Origin of the sequence: Rhizobium ecuadorense (assembly GCF_001187535.1) — a bacterium.
In the GTDB taxonomy this organism is placed as follows: Bacteria; Pseudomonadota; Alphaproteobacteria; order Rhizobiales; family Rhizobiaceae; genus Rhizobium; species Rhizobium ecuadorense.
Genome location: NZ_LFIO01000588.1, coordinates 1 through 289 on the forward strand (window position 1 = coordinate 1; position 289 = coordinate 289).

The 289-nt window shown below is 57.4% G+C and carries 1 pseudogene; it reads left to right on the plus strand.

Annotation, left to right across the window (positions count from 1 at the left end):
* Positions 1–254: pseudogene (locus AF337_RS45325) on the plus strand (acyl-CoA dehydrogenase family protein); the annotation flags it as partial.
* Positions 255–289: the final 35 nt, after the last annotated feature.

Sequence of the window (289 nt, forward strand, 5' to 3'; positions counted from 1 at the left end):
GGGCTAGGCTGATCGCAGGCCGGCAATTGCGCGAAGCCGTGCAGATCGCGGTACGTGGCATCGGCAATCCGGGTCTTAGTGCCGACCTGGGACTTGAACGGCATTTCAGGGATATCCAATCCGTGCTCGTCCACGCGCCGCAGGAAGATACTTCTATTTCGATATTGGGCCGCGCTGCCTTTGATCGATGGAGTAGAGAGGAAAGTGTCCGCTCGAGCTATCCGGCTGGGCTGACGGTCCTCAAAACAGCATAGCAACAGAGCGCCTGTCTCTTATACACATCTGACGC